The organism is Lactobacillus gallinarum DSM 10532 = JCM 2011, assembly GCF_001434975.1.
GTDB classification, from domain to species: Bacteria; Bacillota; Bacilli; order Lactobacillales; family Lactobacillaceae; genus Lactobacillus; species Lactobacillus gallinarum.
Genome location: NZ_AZEL01000084.1, coordinates 242 through 6,649, shown reverse-complemented (window position 1 = coordinate 6,649; position 6,408 = coordinate 242). Strand labels below are relative to the sequence as shown.

Below are 6,408 nucleotides of genomic sequence, written 5' to 3'. Positions count from 1 at the left end.
AAAGAAATAAATTTAAGGAATCATTCATCCTTACACAAACTATTTTACAGTCTCTAGCCTAATGCTTTTTGTGCAACTAAGTTTACCATGTTCCATTGACGATCGAAACTTGGTGAGAAGAAGAAATCAGCTTCAGCTAAATCTTCTAACGTCAATTTTTCTCTAATTGCAAGAGACAATACGTTAGCTTGACCTGTAATGTCATATGTCGACAAAGTGGAGCCACCTAAAACTTGATGGCTGTTCTTGTCATAGACCAATGAAATGTAAATTTCTGGATTCTTGTCTGCTGGAATGTAATCTGGTCTCAAGGTATCCTTCAATGTAATTTCTGCCACATCCATACCAGCCTTTTCTGCATTCTTCTTGTTTAAACCAGTAGTTACAGCATGCATGCCAAATGCTTCTAGCACTTGTGCACCAACAATTCCAGTAAATGGTCTGGATGGTGTTAATTCAAATAAGTGCTCAACAACATATTGTGCTTCATGACGAGCAGCAATGGCAGATGGGATTGGAACCCGACGGTTAGCTGGAATACTATATGGGAATACGGCATCCCCAATTGCATAAATATTTGGTACATTGGTTCTAAAGTATTCATCAGTCTTGATATAACCATTGTCATAAAGATCAATAGTGCCATCAAGCCAATCTGTGTTTGGCTTAACTCCAATTGCTTCAATTACTAAATCAGTTGGAATATCACCATGATTAGTTTTAACTGCTTCAACACGTCCGTTACCAGAAAAGCCCTTAACCATAGTATCCATTGCTAGGTTAACGCCATTTTTAGTTAAAACTTTTTCAAAAACATCAGTGTAGGTATTGTTTAAATATTTCTCAAGTGGCTTCTTACCACCATCAATTAAAGTTACGTTCTTGCCAGCTTTGCGCATAACTTCTGCTGCAGCAATTCCATTACCAGCGCCGATGATTGCTACGTTTTTAATACTATCATCGTTTTTAGCTACTTCAATCTCTTTTGCCCAGTCGTAACCACGCATTAAAAGAACATTCTTTAAGTCACTGCCAGGTACTGAAAGCTTCGCTGGATTTACACCAGATGAAATAATCAATTTATCAAAATGAAAATCTTTCTTTTCTCCTGTTTTAACATTTTCGGCAGTTACAGTATTGGTGTAAGTATTAATTGCGGTGGCCTTAGTATTGTTATACATGTGGCCGCCTCTATTCTTTAAATCCTCGGCTCTGAAATTACGAACATCATTAATGCCAGTAGTTTCACCTTCAAGATAAAGCTTCATTCCACAAGACATGAATGAAATATAATCAGATTGTTCTAGAACGGTGACATCAACGTTGTCATAGTGATTCAAAATTTCAAAAGCGGCCTCATGACCACCATGAGAAGCTCCGATAATAACTATTTTTCTCTTATCCATAAAAATCCTCCTAACTTTTTAGATTGAATGTTGGCTTTGTAACACTTTTACCCTAACACTTACTGTTACCAAAGTTAATTGATATGACTTAGAGCTAGATAATTTATGTTCACAAAAGAATTCCATTATAATTGATTCTAAGAAGGTGATTTAATGGTTGCTAAATTTATTACAGATAAAGATCATGCAAAATTATTTATCATTTCAGATACTCACTTAATTGCCAATCAATTGCATGATAATGGATCAGCCTTTCAACGGATGAGAGATACGAGTGCTGGAAAAGATTTGGATTATCAAGAAATAGCTTTAACAGCTTTTACTCGCAAAATAATTGAAGACAAGTCTACTGCACTAATTATTACCGGCGATTTAACCTTTAACGGTGAATTAGCATCAGCTAAAAAACTACGATCTATTTTTTCTCCGTTAAAAGCGGCTGGTGTTCATCTTTTTGTTGTACCTGGAAATCATGACATTTATGATGGTTGGGCCCGTAAGTTTGAAAATGAAAAGGAATTGTACGCACAACAAATTAGTCCTTTTGACTGGAAAGCAATTTTTCCAGACGGTTATAAAAATACTGATAGTGCAGAATTGTTTTATAGTGTGAATTTAAATAGCCAGTATCACTTAATCTTTTTAGATTCTAATATTTACAGTCATCAAGGACTTACTCCAATTACTAATGGAAGAATATCCTCCAAACAATTGCAATGGCTTGAAAATGATTTAGAAAAAGCTAAAAAGAACAATCAACGCAGTTTAATATTTATGCATCATAATTTATATGACCATAATCAGGTTATTCATGGTGGTTATACTCTGGATAATACGTCAGAGTTACAAAAATTATGCACTAAATATAAAGTGACCGCTGTTTTTTCTGGACATATTCATGCGCAGAATATCGTTCGCGGTAATTCCTGTTCAACTCCAGATATAGCTAGTTCTTGTTTTGCCATGACAGACCAAGGCTATGGAGTTGTTGATCTCTCACCTGCTCGCTTTTCTTACCAGCGTCACAGTTTTAACATGACAAATTATTTAACTGATAAGGAAAAAGTAGAATTACCAACCGAGAATTTTCATCAATATTTAGCTGGGCTATTTAATTTCACCAATCACACTCAAATGAGCTGGCTCTATAAAGCAATAACTGATCGAGATGAACAAACAGCAATAACTCAATTTATTGATGAATTAAACTGGAATTTCTTTATTGGAAAAAGCAACTATTCTGAAAAACAAAAAGCTCAACTTAAAACTAATCATGCTTACCAGCTAATTGCTCAAAAATTACCGGAAATGAAAAACTATCTTGATTCACTACTGGCAGTAAATCAAGATAGTTGGCATTTAGATATTGATTTTTAGATTAATTCTCCCATCAAAATAATTTTAAAGAGGTAAAAAATATATTGGATGTAGTCTTGGATTCATAGACATATGTATCAAAACTATTTATCTCGTTTTAAGTTTTTATTGTATCGCTTAAATAATACAGGATAATAATTATCAAAGTAATTCAATAAAGGATGATGAGATGAATAAAAAAATATTTAGTTTGGATGGTAATCAATTAAAGACAATAGCTGTTATTTTCATGATTTTCGACCATGTTAATACCTATTTATTCAATCCTAGAAGGTAACAATATCTTAGTCACTTTGACAATTTTTTTAGGATTAATTTGGAGTTTAGAATTATTTAGAGAAAATAAAAAGCGCGGTGCTATTTACTTCTAACAATTATCTTAGGAATTTTTAGCTTACCTTTTGAAGGTGGATTATATCTTTTACCAGTTTTATTGATCTTCTATTTTGCTTATCATAAGTTGACAGTCGAATCAATTGGCATTTTTATTTGGTGTTTTTTGATTTTAATTAAAGCAATTCATAATGCTCAAGTCGCTAACATTAGTTTATACTCTTCCCTAACCTTTGATAGTGAGTGGATGATGATTGCTGTCATCCCATTTATACTTCTTTACAATGGTAAGCGAGGCAAAAAGAGTTTGCTAACTAAATATTTCTTCTATATTGTCTATCCAGCACATCTGTGGATTTTAATGATGCTTAAATATTGCTTATTAGGCTAAAAAATAGGATTATTGTAGTTTTTATATACAATCATCCTATTTTTAATTATTAATATAAAAATTCTATCCCGAATTACGAAGTCCTGAGGCCACACCATTAATAGTAATTGGAATGATACTTTGGAAGACGCCTTGAATTTCGTCTTCACGATCACGTTTGATCATTTCTAGTTGAATGTAGTTCAAAATATTAAAATATGGCATTCTGGCTGCTAAACTGTTCTTCAATTTGGGTGCATCATTAAGTAGATCATCGTGTCCTTCAATTTGAAGAATGATTTGTCTAGTCAATTTCCATTCTTGATAAATAATGTCAAAGACTGACTTTGTCTTTTTATCTTGACATAGTTCAGCATATTGCTTGGCAATTTCCATATTAGATTTTGATAAAACCATATCCACATTAGAAAGTAATGAATGGAAGAATGGCCAGCCTTGATACATCATCTGTAATTCTTTTAAATTACTTGGATCAGCATCGATAAAGTATTTAAAGGCAGAACCTACACCATACCAGCCTGGGAGCATTACCCTACTTTGTGACCAAGAAAATACCCATGGAATAGCTCTTAAGCTTGAGAAGTCAGACAGTTTCTTTCTCGAAGCTGGACGTGAACCAATATTAAGATTTGAAATCTCTTTAATTGGTGTTGCTTGCAAGAAGTAATTTAAGAAGTTTGAATTCTCAAAGACTAATTTCTTATAAACTTCATTACTTTCAGTAACGATTTTATCCATTGATGAACGGAAATCTGCAATATGGTCTTCACTAACAATTTGTTTAGAAGTGATACGATCGACTGTGGCTGAAACTAGCATCTCTAAATTATAGTATGCAGTATCTTTATTGCCGTACTTGTTTTGAATAATTTCGCCTTGTTCAGTCATTCTAATACGATCATTGATTGACTTAAATGGTTGTGCGGTAATTGCTTCATAAGATGGACCACCACCACGACCGACAGTACCACCACGGCCATGCATATAAGTAATCTTAATGCCTAATTCTTCACCGATAGCAGTTAAATCTTTTTGAGCCTTGTAAAGATTCCAGCATGAAGCTAAGTAGCCACCATCTTTGTTAGAATCTGAGTAGCCTAACATTATTTCTTGATAATTGTGTTGAGAAGCAAGCCATTTCTTAACAATACCTAAATTCAAGTATTCTTTAATGATATCACGTGCATTGTTTAAATCTTCAACGGTTTCAAATAAAGGTACAACTTGAATTCGAGCATTTTCGTTGTCGAGCAAGTCATACTCCTTGAGCATGATTGCTTGTTCCAACATATCTGAAACACTTTCAGTATGAGAAATAATATGTTGCTTGATCACATCTTCGCCTAAACGATCCTTAAGATCACGAGCAGTTTTGTAAATCTTCAATTCTTTTTGCAATAATTCTGATTTAGGCTTGTTATTTGAGTGCAAATTACGAGGATCATTATTCAATTCGTTAAGTAAAAGACTTACCTTCTCCTTTTCGCTTAAGTCGCTATAATGATCACAAATTTCTGCACTCTTAAGTAGTTCTGCAACACATGCTTCATTAACACTAGAATCTTGTCTCATATCGATTGTAGCTAAATGGAAGCCAAAAACATCAATTGCTTCTAAAATTTCAGTGAAGTAACTCTTGACTACTGCTTGATCGCGATTTTCCTCCAATGAACGCTTAATAACTTCTAGGTCTGCTTTAAATTCTTGCGCATCTTCATAAACAGGAATCTGATCTAAATGTTCAAGATCACGTTCTTTAAGGAAACTATGTTGATTAGTGATATTTAGTAATTTTTGTTCAGTACGAACCAAACGACTTTCAATATAGTAGAAAGCACGTCTGTATGGTTCATTAGTTCTGAATGGCGAATCATCATTTGATAATTCAGATAAATGCATCACTTCAGTTGAAGGCTTCATATAAGAAGTGGATAAAGAAATCGAACGATAAAGTTGATTGATTTGTTTGATGTAATATTCAAAAATGACTTGACTTTGAAGTGTTGCACTTAATTTCAAAGTATCTGCAGTAACATATGGATTACCATCTCGGTCGCCGCCGATCCACATCCCCATTGTAATAGGTGTAGCATTAGCAATATCCAAGCCATGCTTTTTAGCTAATTCCTTATAACGAGCAGTAAACTTAGTAATTGCAGGAATTAAGGACTTAGGATAGTAAGTCAATACGTTGGTAATTTCGTTGGATACCTTCAATTTATGGCCACGGATAATATCCGTTTGCATTAAAATTTCGATGCAAGCACGTAATTCTTCTGTCCATTCATCACGATTGATAATGCCATTTTTAACTTCACGATAACTACGCAAGAGAGTGTGAATCTTATCCGTTAATTCAAGCACAGTCTTTCTTTGAACTTGAGTTGGGTGTGCAGTTAAAACAGGTACTACATTTACCTTTTCCAAAATTTCTTTGGCATTCTTCTTTTGCGCAACAATATTAATAGTGTCGTTTAATTTCCCCAAGTAATCTTGATCAGTATTGTTCAATACATTAACTTTACTGGCTAATTCCACGTCTTCTGAAATATTAATCAAAAGTGGTAATGTAGCAAAATAACGAGCAACGACGATCATTTCACGATTATCTAAACTGGCGATTTGATCTTCAAGTTCTTGATAATTTTTATTTGCAGAAATCTTAATTAAATTTTGAATCTTAGTAAAAAGTTCTTTACCAATTAATTGTTCTGTAGATTCGTTAAGCAAGTCGGTTAAAATCTTAACTTCTTCAGTCACTACATTTACATCGCTGCTATTCTCTAATTTTTTAACAGTCATGTCCGAAATTCCTTTCTACTTTTACTAAGACTAAAATACCATGAAAAGTGTAAAAAATGAATTAAAAAAGGAAAGCAATTTCAGCTTTCCTTTTGATCT

Annotated in this window: 4 protein-coding genes; 2 read left to right on the top strand and 2 right to left on the bottom strand. The window is 33.5% G+C overall.

The window, feature by feature from the left end; genetic code table 11:
• Positions 1–53: 53 nt before the first annotated feature.
• The gene (locus tag FC37_RS09900; RefSeq protein WP_056945647.1) at positions 54–1,406 is read right to left on the bottom strand and encodes an FAD-dependent oxidoreductase; all 1,353 of its coding nucleotides are present in this window, start codon (positions 1,404–1,406) and stop codon (positions 54–56) included.
• Between the two features lie 153 nt (positions 1,407–1,559).
• On the opposite strand from FC37_RS09900, the gene FC37_RS09895 reads away from it, so the two are divergent.
• On the top strand, positions 1,560–2,783 hold the full coding sequence (locus FC37_RS09895) for a metallophosphoesterase family protein (RefSeq protein ID WP_025006454.1): 1,224 nt from the start codon (positions 1,560–1,562) through the stop codon (positions 2,781–2,783).
• A 433-nt stretch (positions 2,784–3,216) separates the two neighbouring features.
• Positions 3,217–3,507 carry a TraX family protein gene (locus FC37_RS09890; protein WP_025006455.1) on the top strand — a complete coding sequence of 97 codons (291 nt, stop codon included), beginning with the start codon at positions 3,217–3,219 and terminating at the stop codon, positions 3,505–3,507.
• A 63-nt stretch (positions 3,508–3,570) separates the two neighbouring features.
• Here the strand turns inward: FC37_RS09890 and ppc are convergent, their stop codons facing one another.
• On the bottom strand, positions 3,571–6,309 hold the full coding sequence (gene ppc / locus FC37_RS09885; RefSeq protein WP_056945646.1) for a phosphoenolpyruvate carboxylase: 2,739 nt from the start codon (positions 6,307–6,309) through the stop codon (positions 3,571–3,573).
• Positions 6,310–6,408 lie beyond the last annotated feature (99 nt).